Source organism: Photobacterium leiognathi (assembly GCF_030685535.1).
GTDB lineage: Bacteria > Pseudomonadota > Gammaproteobacteria > Enterobacterales > Vibrionaceae > Photobacterium > Photobacterium leiognathi.
Map to the genome: position 1 here is coordinate 2663551 of NZ_CP131601.1, position 17878 is coordinate 2681428.

The following is a 17878-nucleotide window of genomic DNA, read 5'->3' on the forward strand; positions in this document are numbered from 1 at the left end:
TTCATGGCGCTGATCCTACCAAATTACGCTTCAATTGTACTTATAAACCCAATGAAATAATGGATAAAAAAATACCGACAATAACGTCGGCACTTTCCTTACATCAGCATTAAATTAATCGTGATAGCGCTGCGCCAGCTTATTTGCTTCAATGATCGCTTGGTACACCTGATTAGCACTGACTTTCACCAAGCATGTTGCCCATTGAGTTTGCTGGAGAGCAGGCTATATCAACCACTTCTCGCCAGTCAGATTCCACAAACTCATCAATACCGAAATCAGCTAATGTTAGTAGCAGCCCTGCTGTTTTGATCACGTAAATCACATTCTCAATTTCTTCAATATCGGCTTTCTCTAACACCAATTGTACTAGCAGACCAAATGCGACTTTCTCGCCGTGTTGAATGTGATTAAATTTCTCGAGCGATGACATACCATTACAGATAGCATGTGCACACGCGATACCGCCAGACTCAGCAGCGACACCACTTAAGTACACAATGGCTTCCACCATCTCTTCTAAAGCAGGAGTCACTTCCTGACGACGTACCGCTTCCATTGCCATTTCAACATTATCGACAATTAACTCGTAGCACATCAACGCCATACCAAGCCCAGTGCGTGACACACGGGTTTTCACCAAATTTAAACTGGCCGCATAACAACAAGCCCGAGTTTCAAAAAAGGTCGCTAACGCATCACCAATACCCGCAGCAAAATATTTTTCCGGCGCTTGAGCAATAAGGCGTGTATCTGCCAACACCACATCGGGGTTTTGTGGTAAAACTAGGTAACGATCGAATTCGCCATTCTCGTTATAAATAACAGAGACAGCAGTACAAGGTGCATCACTTGATGCAATGGTTGGGAAGATCACCACTGAAGCATGGCTATAATGAGCAACAGCTTTCGCTACATCTAAGGTTTTACCACCACCGATACCGACAACAATATTAGCACCTTGTGTTTCCACTACCAGACGTAAGCGCTCAATTTCATTGTCTGTACATTCACCCTGAAATTTTTCAGCACATGCTGTGATCCCTGCTTGCTCTAAACACGGCATCGCCTGTTGTTGAACACGTTCGAGAATGAACTCATCACAAATAAGCAATGCATTATTGCCAAAGTCTTTAATAAAGCTATCAAGTTGTGCCAATAAGTCTTGACCAATAATGAATTTTTTTGGAGATGTAATGCTACGCGGGATCATCGTCGATAGTCCTAATCATTATATTTATACGACAATTAAGTTAGCACGGCGAAGAAGCAAGACATAATAAGAAATTAGATATCTTACATCCCAATAGTAAAATGAATGAATAAATGAAAAATAAAAAAGCACAGCATTAACAGCTGTGCTTTTAAAAATAACGAATAACAACATCACTATATGTGATTAAAGCGCATCAAACTCTGGGCTGTACTTCACCATACCTTGGTGCTGAGCAACGGTACCTGAAAAAACATCACATACCATGAATGCTTCTTCCGTATTCGGCCATGGACAAGTCAATTGGTGATCCAATGCTTTTTCAAAGCCCGCTTTTGAGTAATAAGCAGGCTCACCTAATACTACGATCGCAGGGTAGCCAAAATCACCCAATACGCTTTTCGCTTCTTCAATCAGTGCAAGACCAATACCTTGACCTTGATAGTCTTCACGCACAGCTAAAGGCGCTAAGCCTTGCCAATTATGATCTTCACCATCAATGGTCACTGGGCTAAAAAAGGCATTACCTACCACTTCACCCTCGTCATTGCATGCCACCAGCGATAAGGTTCGACAACCATTTTCGCGTAATGTCATCACAAGGTTCGCTTCCGCTTCCGACGGAAAAACAGCTTTGAGTAGGGTATCTATTGGTAAGATATCAGCAGGAGCTTCAGATCTAATGAGCATTTAAGGCCTCTTGGGCAGCACTGCGCTCATGCATACCTTGATGAATGAACTCAGCTGATTGCTGCAATATAAACTTCACAGGAGCAGGTAGAGAATCAAGATCGATACTATCCATCAAGTTTTTCACTTCTAGACCTAACTCAGTATCCCCTTCGATACGAAGACGACGTTGGAAGAACAGTGTATCAGGATCTTCTTTACGTGCAGCAATAAGTACTAAATCATTACACTCACCGCTGAAACTGACATCTTCTTGTTCGCAGTGCTCTGCAACCACTAGCTTTTCATCTTCATAACTAATGAACCATTGCAGACCTAAATCACGTACTTCCACTTTTAGCCAACGATCTTCTAAGAACTCAAAATCGCCGTCCTCTAGCGCTTCTTTGAAAACCATAGCTAAGCCTTCTAACATCACTTTCTTTTGTACAGAGAAAGGCGTTAATTTCGCAGGTACGCGTAGTAATGAAGGAGCATGTTGAACTATTTGTTTTCGAAGTTGAGCAATCACTATGATTTATTCCTGTTTAAAATCGCACTTAGATCCCGATTGTATGGCAAGATAGCAGTTTCGTTTTATGCCTTGAGTCAAAAAAAACGCTTCTGTTTTGGCAAAGTTAATAATAATTTTCGCCACGAGCTGTATATTAAGACTAGAGTACATTCATAACATTTATATATACGCTACTTGGTACATACGTAGCGCATTAAATATAACACCGACATGGAGAATGGTGACTAAATGCCAACAGAGCAACTAGACTATTGGTTTCCTTTGCTGACTGATAATAGCCCCTTCTTTTTTGCCATCCTTGATCGCCAACATAACTATCACGCGGTAAATAATCGCTTTTGTGAAATCAGTGGGCTTGAACGTGAAGCGCTGCTCGGTAATAACGATACTAATGTATTAGGCGATCATTACTACCAATCTCTTAAACCCTATTACGAGCGAGCATTTCGTGGTGAAAGTGTTGAAGCAGAGGTCGTACTCAATGACAGTCGCCACGAATCAAGCTTGCACTTTAGCCTTGCCCCTCTTTGCGATCTTGAAGGCAATATTCAACATATTATTCTGCACTCAATTGATACCTCTGAGCGCCAAATTCTTATTCATTCGCTGGAAGAAACTGAGCATCAACTCAATCAGTTAAATAACCTGATCACTGAGGGGATCTGCTTAATTGAAAATAATGTGGTGATCAACGCCAATGATCAGGCAGCGATTCAACTTGGCTTTCCTACAAAAAAAGAATTACTAGGACGCTCACTGGATCAATTACTGCTAGATAGCAACAATCAACCTTGTACGGGTGAAAGACTAAAAAGTGACGACAGTAAGTCACCCGCTTGCTACACCCCAATTAATAAAAATGAACAAACAAAACCAGTAAAGCTCAGCATATCCCCAGTGAAACAAATGGGCTCTGAAGCGCTATTGGTAAAAATTGAAACCACGCAAGAGGTCAAACGCCAGCAAGGGCACATTGAACAACTGGTACAAATGGACCCACTTACAGGCTTGCTCAATCGCCATGGTTTTACGCGCCAACTTGAGCAGTTAATGAAAGCTGAAGTGCCGGTGGTGATGTTGTATATCGACATTGATAATTTCAAGAATATCAATGATTCGTTAGGTCATCATATTGGCGATAAAGTACTGCAAGAAATCGCCCAACGTCTGCGTCGTTTATTACCCGAAACCGCGATCATCGGTTATTTAAGCGGTGATGAATTTGCCATATTACTGCCAAACCCAGAGCATGAACGTACAGGCGAAATTATCTCAGAGCAAATCATTGCACTAGTTAATCAACCATTTGAACTACGTCATTTTAGAAAACACTTAGCTTGTTCAATTGGTATGGTGACATCACCGGGACACGGTAGCGATGCCCGAATGATGCTACAAAATGCCGATACTGCCATGTATGAAGCCAAGCACCGTGGTCGTAACCTGTTAGTTGAATTTAATGATTCTATGAGTAAAGAAGCTCGTATGCGCTTGTGGCTTGAAATTGAGCTGCAAAAAGCGCTGCAAAATAACGGCTTAGAAGTATGGTATCAACCCAAAGTGAATGCCCGTGATTTTGCCATTGATGGCGCAGAAGCACTCGTGCGTTGGAAACACCCTGTTGAAGGCTATATTAGCCCAGCTCAGTTTATTCCAGTCGCGGAAAGCTCTGGCTTAATTGAACAGCTCGGTTGCGTTGTGATGCGTGAAGTCTTTACTACCGTTAGCCAATGGAAAAAACGTAAACTGCTGACAGGACGTGTTGCGATTAACTTATCACCACAGCAATTTGGTAATTCGGGCTTAATTAGTTTTGTTGATAAGCTACGTCTATCCACCGATATTAACCCTGCTGACATTACGTTTGAGCTAACCGAGAGTGCAGTAATGAGTGACGGCGAGCATACCGTTCAGATGCTAAATTCGATCAAGCAACTGGGCTTTGCCCTTTCTATTGATGATTTTGGTACTGGTTATTCATCGCTATCGTATCTCGCTCGTTTCCCGCTTGATGAACTAAAAGTGGATCGTGCATTTATTCAAGATATCGACACTATTCCCAAGCAGGTCACCTTGATTGAAAACATTATCAATTTAGGAAAATCACTCAAAATGAGTGTGGTGGCAGAAGGAATTGAAACCCGCCAACAAGCGACACTACTATCGAATTTGAACTGTGACTATATCCAAGGTTTCCACTTTTATCGCCCAATGCCAAAACACGAATTAGAAGCGATTTTATTGCAGAATAAATGAGTCAAATTCATCTCAAAAAAGGAGCTTAACGGCTCCTTTTTTCTTAATAAAAACAACGAAAACCTGCCTAAAATCAAAGCACCATTCATTAAACACTTTTAGGATCATCGGTCATCATTTTATTCAAAGACTGGATGATAAAAAATAATGGAGCTTCTCTGCCCCGCTGGTAACCTTCCAGCCTTAAAAACCGCAATTGATAATGGTGCTGATGCCGTTTATATCGGTTTCAAGGACGATACCAATGCCCGCCATTTTGCTGGTTTAAACTTCACTGGCCGCAAGCTAGAAAAAGCGGTTGAGTACGTTAAAGATCATAACCGTAAACTTCACGTCGCACTTAACACCTTTGCCCATCCAGATGGTTTTAACCGTTGGACAAAAGCGGTTGATAACGCTGCCGCTATGGGTGTAGATGCGTTGATCGTGGCAGATATTGCTGTATTAGAATACGCAGCAACCCATTACCCAGATTTAGAGCTGCACCTGTCTGTGCAAGCCTCTGCTACCAATACGGCCGCGATTGATTTCTACAAACAGAACTTTAATGTAAAGCGTGTTGTACTACCTCGCGTATTGTCGATCCACCAAGTAAAACAACTTGCCCGTAATACTGATATGGAGCTTGAAGTATTTGCTTTCGGCAGCCTATGTATTATGTCTGAAGGTCGTTGTTACCTATCGTCTTACATGACCGGCGAATCACCAAACACAGTGGGTGCTTGCTCACCAGCTAAATTTGTTCGTTGGCAAGAAACCCCGCAAGGGCTTGAATCTCGCTTAAATGAAGTGCTGATCGACCGTTACGGTCACGGTGAAAACGCAGGCTACCCGACGTTGTGTAAGGGTCGTTTTGATATCAACATTGATGGCGAAAACAAACGCTACCATGCCCTTGAAGAGCCAACGAGTTTAAACACGCTTGAGATCTTACCCGAGCTATTTAAAGCCAACATTGCTTCAGTGAAAATTGAAGGTCGTCAACGTAGCCCTGCTTATGTTGAGCAAGTGACTCGTACTTGGCGCGCAGCTATTGATCACTACCTTGCCAACCCTGAAGGCTACCAAGTTAATCCTGCTTGGAATGCTTGTTTAGGTAACGTTTCAGAAGGTAAACAAACCACACTCGGTGCTTATCACCGTAAATGGCAATAAGGAGCCAAACAATGAAATACTCTCTTGGCCCATTGCTTTACTTCTGGCCGAAAAATGATGTTGAAGCGTTTTACCAACAAGCGAAAAACAGCAATGTTGATATCATTTACTTAGGCGAAAGCGTGTGTTCAAAGCGTCGTGAGCTAAAGCCTGCACAATGGTTAGAGATCGCAAAAGATATCGCGACGAGCGGCAAACAAGTAGTACTATCGACCATGGCATTACTTGAAGCGCCGAGCGAAGTGAACATCATGAAGAAGTATGTCGATAATGGCGACTTCATCATTGAAGCGAACGATGTATCTGCAATTCAATTGGCTTCCCAAGCGAAGATCCCATTTGTCGTTGGCCCTGCTGTGAACTGCTACAACGCCCAAACGTTAAACCTGTTTTTAAAACAAGGTATGACCCGTTGGTGTATGCCCGTTGAGCTTTCTCGTGAATGGCTTAGCAACACACTAACAGAATGTGAAAAACTGGGTATTCGCAGTAAGTTTGAAACAGAAGTGTTCAGCTACGGCTACCTACCGTTAGCGTACTCTGCGCGTTGTTTTACTGCTCGTGCTGAGAACCGTGCTAAAGATGATTGTGAAACCTGCTGTATTAAATACCCACAAGGGATCACCGTCAACAGCCAAGAAAATCAAAAGGTCTTTACACTAAATGGTATTCAAACCCAATCTGGTTACTGCTACAACTTGATCAACGATCTAAAAGGCATGGCTGATTTAGTTGATGTGGTTCGTTTAAGTCCACTGGGCCTTGATACGCTAAGTTTAGTCGATGATTTTCGCTCAAATGAGCAAAGTGAAGTTCGCCATCAGTTAGAAGACAGCCACCAATGTAATGGTTACTGGCACAGCCTTGCTGGACTTAACATTAGCGAATAAGCAACGCAAACACTCGCTCAAAAGAGCAAATAAAAAAGCCGCATTCATCTGCGGCTTTCTTTTTTATCCCCCGGTACGACCGGAACGGTTTCGCTATTCGGAGCATCTTGCTCTTGGTAAGCTGAATAGAGTCGACTCAATTCAAGTAACGATAAGCGATGTTCAATAAACTCATACACATTCCCCGCTAACGCCAATTTATAGAGCATCACTGCGGTAGAGTAATCTTGCTTATTCTGGTGCAGCTTGCCTAAATAGAAATACGCTTCTGTTAAGTGCTCAGCTAGCACATCATTATTTTCACTTTGCTCTGCAATATCACTCAACAATTGACGTTCAGTCATTTGCCCTAAGAACAAACGAACTAACTGCCAGCCCCACGCTTTTTTATCACTGGCATCATAACGCTGCATCAATAATACTAAGGCTTGTTCTGGCTGTAATTCCACGTCATTGAGGTATAACCAAATCACACGATAAGGATCATTCAGATCTTGTTTATAGTGTGGCAATAAATCCTTGTTAGCTAACTCATAACGTTCACCATAATACAGTGCAATACCACGATTACGCTCTGCGTACATATGGTTAGGAGCAAGCTCTAAGGTGGAATCAAACGCTTCATAAGCAGCATCAAAATGTGCCATCTGGGTAAAGTACACACCTAGCACATTATATAAATCCGGTTGGTTTGGCTCTAACGTCAATGATTTATTAAAATCTAAGCGTGCCAAATCACGTAAGCCTAAACTGTCATAAACTAAGCCACGCTCATAGAACACTTGCGCTAATGTTGCTTGGGAAAGATCATCACGCTGCAAAATTTGCTCAATACGCGCTAATTGGATCTGCTGCTGCAGTGTCGGCTGAAATGGGATCGCCATCGGAGGATGGGTCCACTTAGTCGGTGCCGTCGCACAACCTGATAGCAACATGACTACAGTGATAACGGCAAATTTTAAGCGAGTTGCTATCAAGGCACTTCTCCCTAAGGCTTATAAAATGACTCAGTCCTATTTTCGTCATTCAACTTCATAGAACCCACACATGATATCTTACAGATAACAAAAAAGGGGCTAAGAAGCCCCTTTATATCATGCTTTTAGCAAAAAACTTAACCTTGAGGTTGTTCGTTTTGTGCTGGCGCTTCCGCTGCAGGAGTTTCTACAGCTTCTTTCATGCTTAGACGGATACGGCCTTGACGGTCGATTTCTAGCACTTTAACTTTAACTTCTTGACCCATTTGTAGGTAATCAGACACTTTCTCTACACGATCTTGTGAGATTTGAGAAATGTGTACTAGACCTTCTTTCGTGCCAATTACTGATACGAATGCACCGAAATCTACGATACGCATTACTTTACCAGTGTAGATACGGCCTACTTCAACGTCAGCAGTGATTTCTTCGATACGACGGATAGCTTCTTTCGCAGCAGTACCTTCAGTCGCAGCGATCTTCACTGTACCATCATCTTCGATCTCAATTGTAGTACCAGTTTCTTCAGTAAGTGCACGGATCACAGCACCACCTTTACCGATTACATCTTTGATCTTCTCTGGGTTGATCTTCATAGTATGAATACGAGGAGCAAACTCAGAAATATCTTCACGAGGAGTGTTGATTGCGTTATCCATTACGCTAAGGATGTGCTTACGCGCACCTTTTGCTTGGTTAAGTGCAATCTGCATGATTTCTTTAGTGATACCTTCGATCTTGATGTCCATTTGAAGTGCTGTGATACCGTCTTCAGTACCCGCAACTTTAAAGTCCATATCACCTAGGTGGTCTTCGTCACCAAGGATGTCAGAAAGAACAACGAAATCATCGCCTTCTTTAACAAGACCCATTGCGATACCCGCAACAGATGCTTTGATTGGCACACCAGCGTCCATAAGCGCTAGAGATGTACCACATACAGAAGCCATTGAAGATGAACCGTTAGATTCAGTGATTTCTGATACTACACGTACTGTGTATGGGAATTCATCAATTGATGGCATTACCGCAGCAATACCACGCTTAGCAAGCTTACCGTGACCAATTTCACGACGCTTAGGTGAACCTACAAAACCAGTCTCACCTACACAGTATGGAGGGAAGTTGTAGTGTAGTAGGAAGTAATCTTTCTTCTCACCCGTTAGCTCATCAATGATTTGCGCGTCACGTTGAGTACCAAGCGTTGCAGTAACAAGAGCCTGAGTCTCACCACGAGTAAATAGAGATGAACCGTGAGTACGTGGAAGTACACCAGTACGTACGTCTAGCGCACGAACCATGTCTTTTTCACGACCATCGATACGTGGGTTACCAGCGATGATGCTGCGACGTACTACTGTCTTCTCTAGATCGTGGAAGATAGTGTGAATTTCTTTCGTGTTTGCTTCAACATCTTCAGCAAGTAGCACTTCGTTAACTTCATCAGCGATCTCGTGGATGCGATCGTAACGCGCCATCTTTTCTGTGATTTGGTAAGCTTCTACAAGCTTAGCTTCAGCAAGTTCTGCGATCTTATTCTTAAGTGCAGTGTTCTCAGCTGGTGCAACCCAATCCCAAGCAGGAGTAGCAACTTCAGCTGCAAACTCGTTGATTGCTTTGATCACAGTTTGTTGTTGGTCGTGACCAAATACAACAGCTTGTAGCATTTGCTCTTCTGTTAGACGGTCAGCTTCTGACTCAACCATAAGAACAGCAGCTTCAGTACCAGCAACAACAAGGTCTAGACGGCTTTCTTCTAGCTCAACGTTGCTTGGGTTTAGTACGAATTGATCGTTGATGTAACCAACACGTGCAGCACCGATAGGACCATTGAATGGGATACCAGAAATTGCAAGCGCTGCAGACGTACCGATCATAGTTACGATGTCAGGGCTTACTGCTGGGTTTACAGAAACAACAGTTGCAATAACTTGAACTTCGTTTTTGAAATCGTCAGGGAATAGCGGACGGATTGGACGGTCAATTAGACGTGCAGTCAGTGTCTCACCTTCAGAAGGACGACCTTCACGCTTGAAGAAACCACCAGGGATTTTACCAGCAGCGTAAGTACGCTCTTGGTAGTTTACTGTTAGTGGGAAGAAGTCTTGACCTTCTACTGCTGTTTTTTTACCAACAACAGAAACGAACACAGATGTGTCGTCCATGCTAACCATAACTGCAGCCGTCGCTTGACGTGCCATAACACCAGTCTCAAGAGTAACCGTGTGGTTACCGTACTGGAAAGTCTTTACGATAGGATTCACGTGAATTTCCTTAATTTATTCCGCTTTCTATTTGCTCGCTAATTATAACGGAGACAAACAACAGCGTCATGTGATGATACCCACTTTCATGACATTTCACGTATCGCGACTAAGGAAATAATTCATAACGATGAAGCATTTCATTAGCCGCGACCTAAAGGTCGACGAAAACGACTCGTGATGTACAAAAATGAGATAACTAACAAACAGTTTGTATCTTTATCTATTATATTCCAGCTTTAGCCTGCATATAACAAACATCAGATTAATTTCGGTACAGATAGTAGCCGAAATTGAGGAAAAGAACAGGGGAAAAAATATAAACTGCGGGGCGTCTTATCTTTTTAAAACAAAAAGAAAGGAGCCATAAGGCTCCTTTCTAAAAAGCAATCTTAGCGACGTAGGCCTAGACGCTTGATTAGGTCTTGGTAACGATCTAGGTTCTTACCTTTTAGGTAATCTAGAAGCTTACGACGACGAGAAACCATACGTAGAAGACCGCGACGGCTGTGGTGGTCGTGCTTGTGGTTAGCAAAGTGACCTTGAAGGTGGTTGATTTGTGCTGTTAGTAGCGCAACCTGAACTTCAGGAGAACCAGTGTCGTTTTGACCTTGTGCGTATTCTGCAACGATTGCTGCTTTAGTTTCTGCATTCAGAGACATAACTCATTCCTAATACAAAGATGTTTTAATTTGTGTCAGCCAATCTCTGATTCAGCCGACACCCGAGCCGCGGATTATACTGGTCGATATAGATAACTACAAGCGAATAATTAGTAACCACGGCGATAATTAAGCGATTAACCGAGCGATAAATCATATTGATGTCACCATCGATGATTTATCGCTTCAAATTGCGCTTAATCTTGTTGATGCTCGTTCGCCATCACACGTTTTGGTGCCAACATGCCTTTTGCATCAATCACACCAACGCCGATGAACTCACGCTCTTGACCCACAGTAATACGCACTAGCATACCTTCGGCAGGCACTCGACCCGCTTGAACAGGATTACCATTAAGCACATGTACAGCAATAGCTGGCAAGATATTTACTTCAGGTAAGTCTTGTACCGCAGTATCTGTTGGTAGCAATAATGGATCTAATACCGTTCCCGGCTCAACATCATTGGCTTTAGCGTCATCAAGCATTGCTTGAAGTTGCTCAATTGTCACCATGCGTTCGTAAGGGAAATTCGATACTCCAGTACGACGTAGCATGATCACGTGAGCACCACAGCCCAGCATTTCACCAAGATCATCAACGATAGTGCGAATGTAAGTACCTTTTGAAACATGAAGCTCCATTTCCACTTCATTGTTTTCAAAACGCAGTAAATCAACAGAGTAAACGGTGATTTTGCGAGACTCACGAGGAACTTCAACACCTTCACGAGCATATTCGTAAAGCTTACGACCTTTGTACTTCAGTGCTGAGTACATCGATGGAATTTGATCTGTTGTACCACGGAATTTCGCAATACAACGCTCAAGTTGACCTCGATCCACTTTCACTTCGCGTGTTTCAACCACTTCACCATCAGAGTCAGAGGTATCTGTACGCTCACCGAGTTTTGCAATCACACGGTAGCGTTTATCTGAATCCAATAAGAACTGTGAGAACTTAGTCGCTTCACCAAAACAAATCGGCAGCATACCCGTCGCCAAAGGATCGAGCGCACAGGTATGGCCCGCCTTTTGAGCAAAGAAGATACGCTTTACTTTTTGCAGCGTATCGTTTGAGCTAATGCCTGTCGGTTTATCGACTAAAATCACACCGTTGATCGGACGACCTTTACGACGACGTGCCATGCTTATTCCTCGTCTTTCGCTTCGTCTTCGTCACCACGACGCTCTTCGTCAAAACGTACTGCATTGGTCACAAGATTTGAAATACGCATACCTTCAGTTAGAGACTGATCGAAAATAAAGTTCAGCTCTGGTGTTACACGTAGACGAATTTGCTTACCTAATAGTGAGCGAATGTATGGTGCTTTTTCACGAAGAATAGCTAGGCTTTCTTCTTCCGTTTGATCACCAATCGTTAGGAACGTGATATATACCTTTGCGTAACCCATATCACGAGATACGTCTACGCTAGAGATAGTCGTCATTGCTAGACGAGGCTCTTTTAATTCGCGTTGTAGGATCAACGCTAATTCTTTTTGTAGCTGCTGAGCTACACGCTGTGTACGGCTAAATTCTTTTGCCATTTTTTTGCTCTCTCTAAGAATTAGGCTCTTGAAAGAATGGGGAGCCGAAGCTCCCCATAATCATTTTGCTTAATAGTTAGCGACTTTGATGATTAATCAAGAGTACGCTTAACTTCAACAATTTCGTAAACTTCGATTTGGTCACCAACGCGAACATCGTTGTAGTTCTTAACGCCGATACCACATTCGTAGCCGTTCTTCACTTCGTTTACGTCATCTTTAAAGCGACGCAGTGACTCAAGCTCACCTTCGTAGATTACTACGTTATCACGTAGTACACGGATTGGGTTACTACGCTTGATAGTACCTTCAGTTACTAGACAGCCTGCGATTGCACCAAGTTTAGGTGACTTAAACACGTCACGAACTTCAGCAAGACCAATGATCTCTTGCTTGAATTCAGGAGCAAGCATACCGCCCATCGCTGCTTTAACTTCATCGATTAGCTGGTAGATGATTGAGTAGTAACGAAGATCTAGGTTTTCAGTTTCGATTGTCTTACGTGCAGATGCATCAGCACGTACGTTGAAACCAAGAACGATAGCGTTAGACGCTGCTGCAAGTACTGCATCAGTTTCAGTAATACCACCAACACCAGAACCTACGATGTTCACTTTAACTTCATCAGTTGAAAGCTTACGTAGAGAATCTGCAATCGCTTCTACAGAACCTTGAACGTCAGCCTTAAGCACAACGTTTAGCTCTGCAACTTCACCTGCAGTCATGTTAGAGAACATGTTCTCAAGTTTCGCTTTCTGCTGGCGAGCAAGTTTAACATCACGGAACTTACCTTGACGGTAAAGTGCAACTTCACGTGCTTTACGCTCATCACGTACAACAGTCGCTTCGTCACCAGATGCTGGAACGCCAGATAGACCTAAGATCTCTACAGGAATAGATGGACCTGCTTCCTCGATTTCTTGACCGATTTCGTTACGCATCGCACGAACACGACCGTACTCTAGACCACAAAGAACGATATCGCCCTTACGTAGCGTACCCTCTTGAACTAGTACAGTTGCAACTGGACCACGACCTTTATCAAGACGTGATTCAACAACCACACCTTTCGCCATGCCTTCTGCAGCAGCAGTTAGCTCAAGTACTTCTGATTGAAGTAGGATTGCTTCTAGAAGACCATCGATGTTTGTACCCTGTTTTGCAGAGATGTGAACGAACATGTTCTCACCGCCCCACTCTTCAGGGATTACGTCGTATTGAGCTAGCTCATTCTTAACGTTGTCTGGGTTTGCGTCTTCTTTATCGATCTTATTCACAGCAACAATCAGAGGAACACCTGCCGCTTTCGCGTGCTGGATCGCTTCGATTGTTTGAGGCATTACGCCATCGTCTGCAGCAACAACAAGAACAACGATATCTGTCGCTTGAGCACCACGAGCACGCATTGCAGTGAACGCTGCGTGTCCAGGAGTATCAAGGAAAGTGATCATGCCGTTTTCAGTTTCAACGTGGTATGCGCCAATGTGCTGTGTAATACCACCCGCTTCACCTGAAGCAACGTGCGCTTTACGGATGTAGTCAAGTGTTGACGTTTTACCGTGGTCAACGTGACCCATGATTGTTACAACTGGAGCACGAGAAACTTTAGCTAGGTCATCGGAATTACGATCAGAAAGTACTGCTTCTTCAAGCTCGTTTTCTTTACGTAGGATAACTTTGTGACCCATTTCTTCAGCAACAAGTGCTGCAGTTTCTTGGTCGATAACTTGGTTGATAGTCGCCATTGCGCCCATCTTCATCATCACCTTGATAACTTCAACGCCTTTTACAGACATCTTGTTAGCAAGTTCAGAAACAACAATTGTTTCACCGATAACAACGTCTTGCTTAGCAACTTGCGCTGTTTTATCGAAACCATGCTGCATTGAGCTTGGTTTGTTTACTTGTTGCTTACCGCGACCACGTTGGTTACGACCACCGCGACCACCGCGTTCATCTTGCTTCGCAGCAGGCTTTTTCTTCTTACGACGACGAGAAGATTCTTCTTTACGGTCTTGTTCATCTTCCGCAGCACGTGCGTAAGTTGATGTCGTAGTATGGTAATCAGATTTTTCCATACTTTGATCAGGGCTAATCCCTTGATTTTGGTTCTTTTCTGCCATCTTGCGAGCCTCTTCTAGCTGACGCTGACTTTCTTCTTCGGCTTTTCGCTTGGCTTCCTCTTCCAGACGACGCTGTAGTGCCTCAGCATCTAGTTTAGCCTGTTTGTCAGCGACGGCGCGCAAAGCTTTCTCTTCAGCCTTACGCTTATCCTGTTCGATACGCTTCGCTTTTTCCTCAGCGTCACGCTTTGCTTTTTCTTCCGCTTCTCGTTTTGCAGTTTCAGCTGCTTTACTTTGCTCTTCTGCGGCACGCTTAGCTGCTTCTTCAGCTTCACGTTTAGCGGCTTCTTCAGCCGCTTTTTGGGCAATTGCATCTGCTTCGCGTTTCGCTGCTTCTTCCGCTTCACGCTTCACAGCTTCTTCTGCTGCGCGTTGTTCTTCTTCTAAAGCTGAACGCTTAACGTAAGTGCGCTTTTTACGCACTTCAACTTGAACATTTTTGTTCTTGCCACCGCTACCAGACACGCTAAGCGTACTGCGTGTCTTGCGTTGCAGAGTAAGACGAGTTGGAGCTCCGTCAGTATTGCTGCTACCTCCATGCTCCTTTTGGAGATGGTTAAGTAACGCCTGCTTTTCGGTTTGGCTTACATTTTCATCAGCTTTCTTCGCAATACCTGCTTCAGAAAATTGCTGAAGTAAACGGTCAATTGGCGTACCAATTTCTTCCGCCAATGTTTTAACGGTAACCTCTGACATAATGCTCCTCCCTTGCTTTATATTGATTACGCTTCGTCGCTGAACCAGCAAATATTACGTGCAGCCATAATTAGCTCGCCCGCTTTTGCGTCGTCTACACCTTCGATATCGGTCAAGTCATCAGTTCCCTGATCAGCAAGATCCTCAAGCGTACAAATACCTTTTGCTGCTAGTTTAAATGCTAACTCGCGCTCAAGGCCTTCAAGACCTAATAGGTCTTCAGCTGGCTCAGCACCGTCAAGCGATTCTTCTTTAGCAAGCGCAAGTGTCGTTAATGCAGCTTTTGCACGACTACGTAATTGTTCAATTAGGTCTTCATCAAGACCTTCAACTTCCATTAGCTCACTTACTGGAACGTAAGCAATTTCTTCTAATGTAGTGAAACCTTCTTCAACCAATACCGTTGCGAACTCTTCATCAATATCAAGGTGCTTAGTAAACACTTCAATTGATTCTTTCGCTTCTTCTTGGTGTTTCTTCTGAAGATCTTCAACAGTCATTACATTTAGTTCCCAACCAGTAAGTTGAGATGCTAGACGTACGTTTTGACCGCTACGACCGATTGCTTGTGCAAGGTTATCTTTTTGCACAGCGATATCCATCGTGTGGTTATCTTCATCAACGATGATTGAATCAACTTCTGCTGGTGCCATCGCATTGATAACGTATTGCGCAGGGTTCTCATCCCAAAGCACGATATCAATACGCTCGCCACCAAGCTCACCAGAAACAGCTTGAACACGTGCGCCACGCATACCAACACACGCACCCACTGGGTCAATACGCTTATCGTTAGTTTTTACTGCGATTTTTGCACGAGAACCAGGATCGCGTGCTGCGCCCATTAGCTCAATTAGCTCTTCGCCCATTTCTGGTACTTCAATACGGAATAGCTCAGAAAGCATTTCTGGCTTAGAACGTGTCATGAATAACTGGAAGCCACGCGCTTCTGGCGCAACTTTGTATAGTAGACCACGTACACGGTCACCCGGACGGAAGTTTTCACGTGGTAACTGGTCATCACGTTGGATAACAGCTTCTGCATTGTTACCAAGATCGATAATCACAGCATCACGGTTTACTTTCTTAACGATACCAGTGATCAGCTCACCTTCGTTATCGATAAATTGCTCAACGATTTGTGCACGTTCAGCTTCACGTACTTTTTGTACGATCACTTGCTTCGCTGTTTGCGTAGTGATGCGGTCGAATGTTACTGATTCGATTTCATCTTCTACGTAATCACCTTCAACAAGCTCAGGGTTTTCAAACTGCGCAGCTTCTAGCGTGATTTCTAGCGTAGGTTGAGTCACTTCTTCTACAGCTTTCCAGCGGCGGAAAGTTTCGAACTCACCTGTTTTACGATCGATCGTAACACGTACATCGATTTCAGCTTCATGCTTTTTCTTAGTCGCTGTTGCAAGTGCAATTTCTAATGCTTCAAAAATACGCTCACGAGGAACAGCTTTTTCGTTGGATACCGCTTCTACGACAGCCAAAATTTCTTTGTTCATTTCTAATGCCCCAATTTAGCGGTTAGAATTTTGGAACCAGGTTGGCCTTGGAGATATTGCTCAGTGCAAAGGACTCTTCATTGCCATCTACGTTAAGAGTGATCAATTCGCCGTCTACAGCGACAATGTCACCTTTCCACTTACGACGGTTACCCATCGCCATTTTTAGCACTATGCTAGCTTCATGGACAACAAACTGCTCATAATGTGCTGCTTTGAATAGTGGTCTTTCCAATCCAGGGGAAGATACTTCCAAGTTATAAGCAACAGTAATTGGATCTTCAACGTCCATTACTGCACTAATTTGGCGACTAACTTCAGCGCAATCATCTACGTTGATGCCATTTTCATGGTCAATAAATACGCGAAGTGTGGAGTGCTCACCAGCACGAATGAACTCTAAACCTACGAGTTCATAGCCTAAAGCAAGAACCGATGGCTCTAGCATTTCGGTTAATTGTGTCTCTAAAGCTGTCAAAACAACCCCCCTGGAAACAAAAAAAGGGCATTAAAGCCCAGTAGATACCTGAATGGTCATGTTTCAGATAATAAAAAACCCCGAATTACGGGGTTTTTTATTACTGGACCCTGATTACTGTGACGCATAAGTTGCTGTCTCAGTAAGAAAACAGACATTCGCATTTAAGAGTAGTCTATTTTCGGGAAAGTGGTTGCGGGGGCCGGATTTGAACCAACGACCTTCGGGTTATGAGCCCGACGAGCTACCAAGCTGCTCCACCCCGCGTCCGAATTCAAACGAATTATATCGTTAGGGCGTTACTATTTCAAGTAACCAGTATAATGGTGCCGAGAAGGGGACTTGAACCCCTACACCTTGCGGCACTAGCACCTCATGCTAGCGTGTCTACCAATTTCACCATCTCGGCTAAATCTTTAATTACTGAGGTATCTCATCGTGTGATGGTGCTTTCTCAGTATTTGTTTTTTCAACAACTGGCTGTGTTGTTGCAGGTGCTGTTAGGTTTTCCCAACCACTGCCCTCTGTTGCTTGCTTAGCACTCATGTTGCCAAGAACAAGACTGATCACAAAGAAAATTGCAGCCAAAAGTGTTGTCATACGGGTTAAAAAGTTTCCAGAGCCGCTAGAGCCAAACAATGTGCCTGATGCTCCAGCCCCGAAAGAGGCTCCCATATCTGCGCCTTTACCTTGCTGTACCAAAACTAGGCCAATTACACCAAGCGCGGCGACAAGATAAATCACAAGTAGAATTTCGTACATGGCTTCCACCTATGGTTAAATTGCTATGCCAGCTTTGCTCTAGGCAGGGCCAGCGCACTCCACATTCCAAGGAGCGAATGCATACTAGCGAAACCCTATCGTAGTGACAAGCAATATTTAATGAAAAAGGCTTTC

At 43.6% G+C, this 17878-nt stretch carries 15 protein-coding genes and 2 tRNA genes; 3 read left to right on the plus strand and 14 right to left on the minus strand.

Annotated elements, in window-relative coordinates:
- Window positions 1–172 precede the first annotated feature (172 nt).
- From Q7674_RS19075 to ubiT, 3 genes are all read right to left on the minus strand, one after another.
- Window positions 173–1213 (minus strand): glycerol dehydrogenase, encoded by a 1041-nt coding sequence (locus Q7674_RS19075; protein ID WP_305423115.1) that lies wholly within the window; start codon window positions 1211–1213, stop codon window positions 173–175.
- 186 nt (window positions 1214–1399) lie between these two features.
- Window positions 1400–1903 (minus strand): GNAT family N-acetyltransferase, encoded by a 504-nt coding sequence (locus Q7674_RS19080; RefSeq protein WP_045064041.1) that lies wholly within the window; start codon window positions 1901–1903, stop codon window positions 1400–1402.
- Complete coding sequence (gene ubiT, locus Q7674_RS19085) at window positions 1893–2414, minus strand: ubiquinone anaerobic biosynthesis accessory factor UbiT (protein WP_008988406.1); 522 nt, start codon at window positions 2412–2414, stop codon at window positions 1893–1895. Before ubiT ends, Q7674_RS19080 begins: the two co-directional genes overlap by 11 nt.
- Before the next feature lie 231 nt (window positions 2415–2645).
- On the opposite strand from ubiT, the gene Q7674_RS19090 reads away from it, so the two are divergent.
- The 3 genes from Q7674_RS19090 to Q7674_RS19100 all read left to right on the plus strand — a co-directional run bounded on the left by Q7674_RS19090 (window position 2646) and on the right by Q7674_RS19100 (window position 6718).
- Entirely contained in the window at window positions 2646–4673 is a 2028-nt protein-coding gene (locus Q7674_RS19090) for an EAL domain-containing protein (RefSeq protein ID WP_305423117.1), read from the plus strand.
- A 147-nt stretch (window positions 4674–4820) separates the two neighbouring features.
- Window positions 4821–5828, plus strand: coding sequence for a ubiquinone anaerobic biosynthesis protein UbiU (gene ubiU / locus Q7674_RS19095; RefSeq protein WP_008988408.1), 1008 nt, complete (start codon window positions 4821–4823; stop codon window positions 5826–5828).
- A gap of 11 nt (window positions 5829–5839) precedes the next feature.
- Complete coding sequence (locus tag Q7674_RS19100) at window positions 5840–6718, plus strand: U32 family peptidase (RefSeq protein ID WP_045064038.1); 879 nt, start codon at window positions 5840–5842, stop codon at window positions 6716–6718.
- A 44-nt stretch (window positions 6719–6762) separates the two neighbouring features.
- Here Q7674_RS19100 and nlpI read toward each other — a convergent pair whose 3' ends face one another.
- From nlpI to secG, 11 genes are all read right to left on the minus strand, one after another.
- Window positions 6763–7695, minus strand: a complete 933-nt coding sequence (gene nlpI, locus Q7674_RS19105) for a lipoprotein NlpI (protein ID WP_305423119.1) — start codon at window positions 7693–7695, stop codon at window positions 6763–6765.
- A gap of 137 nt (window positions 7696–7832) precedes the next feature.
- Complete coding sequence (pnp, locus tag Q7674_RS19110; protein ID WP_008988411.1) at window positions 7833–9959, minus strand: polyribonucleotide nucleotidyltransferase; 2127 nt, start codon at window positions 9957–9959, stop codon at window positions 7833–7835.
- Between the two features lie 392 nt (window positions 9960–10351).
- Window positions 10352–10621 (minus strand): 30S ribosomal protein S15, encoded by a 270-nt coding sequence (gene rpsO, locus Q7674_RS19115; protein ID WP_005301136.1) that lies wholly within the window; start codon window positions 10619–10621, stop codon window positions 10352–10354.
- A gap of 197 nt (window positions 10622–10818) precedes the next feature.
- Complete coding sequence (gene truB / locus Q7674_RS19120; RefSeq protein WP_305423121.1) at window positions 10819–11769, minus strand: tRNA pseudouridine(55) synthase TruB; 951 nt, start codon at window positions 11767–11769, stop codon at window positions 10819–10821.
- 2 nt (window positions 11770–11771) lie between these two features.
- Window positions 11772–12170 carry a 30S ribosome-binding factor RbfA gene (rbfA, locus tag Q7674_RS19125; protein WP_045064031.1) on the minus strand — a complete coding sequence of 133 codons (399 nt, stop codon included), beginning with the start codon at window positions 12168–12170 and terminating at the stop codon, window positions 11772–11774.
- 92 nt (window positions 12171–12262) lie between these two features.
- The gene (gene infB, locus Q7674_RS19130; RefSeq protein ID WP_008988414.1) at window positions 12263–14989 is read right to left on the minus strand and encodes a translation initiation factor IF-2; all 2727 of its coding nucleotides are present in this window, start codon (window positions 14987–14989) and stop codon (window positions 12263–12265) included.
- 26 nt (window positions 14990–15015) lie between these two features.
- The gene (gene nusA / locus Q7674_RS19135) at window positions 15016–16503 is read right to left on the minus strand and encodes a transcription termination factor NusA (protein ID WP_008988415.1); all 1488 of its coding nucleotides are present in this window, start codon (window positions 16501–16503) and stop codon (window positions 15016–15018) included.
- 22 nt (window positions 16504–16525) lie between these two features.
- The gene (gene rimP, locus Q7674_RS19140) at window positions 16526–16981 is read right to left on the minus strand and encodes a ribosome maturation factor RimP (RefSeq protein WP_305423123.1); all 456 of its coding nucleotides are present in this window, start codon (window positions 16979–16981) and stop codon (window positions 16526–16528) included.
- Between the two features lie 190 nt (window positions 16982–17171).
- Window positions 17172–17248 (minus strand) — tRNA-Met (locus Q7674_RS19145).
- 57 nt (window positions 17249–17305) lie between these two features.
- Window positions 17306–17390: transfer RNA gene (locus Q7674_RS19150), tRNA-Leu, on the minus strand.
- Between the two features lie 11 nt (window positions 17391–17401).
- Window positions 17402–17743, minus strand: coding sequence for a preprotein translocase subunit SecG (gene secG, locus Q7674_RS19155; protein ID WP_008988417.1), 342 nt, complete (start codon window positions 17741–17743; stop codon window positions 17402–17404).
- Window positions 17744–17878 lie beyond the last annotated feature (135 nt).